Origin of the sequence: Methylobacterium sp. J-072, assembly GCF_022829425.1 — a bacterium.
Classification (GTDB): Bacteria; Pseudomonadota; Alphaproteobacteria; order Rhizobiales; family Beijerinckiaceae; genus Methylobacterium.
This window is the reverse complement of record NZ_JAKSYK010000142.1, coordinates 1-323: the sequence shown is the minus strand read 5'-3', so window position 1 is coordinate 323 and position 323 is coordinate 1. Positions and strand designations below refer to the sequence as shown.

The 323-nt window shown below is 63.2% G+C and carries 1 pseudogene; it reads right to left on the bottom strand.

The features are described from left to right. Positions 1 to 156 precede the first annotated feature (156 nt). Positions 157 to 323 (bottom strand): annotated as a pseudogene (locus MKK67_RS16115) (GTPase Era); the annotation flags it as partial.

The following is a 323-nucleotide window of genomic DNA, read 5'->3' as shown; positions in this document are numbered from 1 at the left end:
CTCGGCTGAGCGCATTGGCGGCGGACAATCCTGGTTTCAAAAGGTCTTCGACCTTTTGCAGGTGTAGGTCAGCGCGCTTCTGTCGGACTCCGGCCGATGCATGAGGGTCTCCGCCCTCGACCCTCGCCTAAGTCCTAAGCGCTTTGGGAACCCTTTTCAGCCGCGCGGGAATTCCAGGCCCAGCGCGCGGTAGCGCGCCGGGTCGTCGACCCAGTTCTCGCGCACCTTCACGTGCAGGAACAGGTGGACCTTGGCATCCGCCTCCTCGCAGATCCCGATCCGGGCGGCCTGCCCGATCGACTTTATGATCTGGTCCCCTTTTG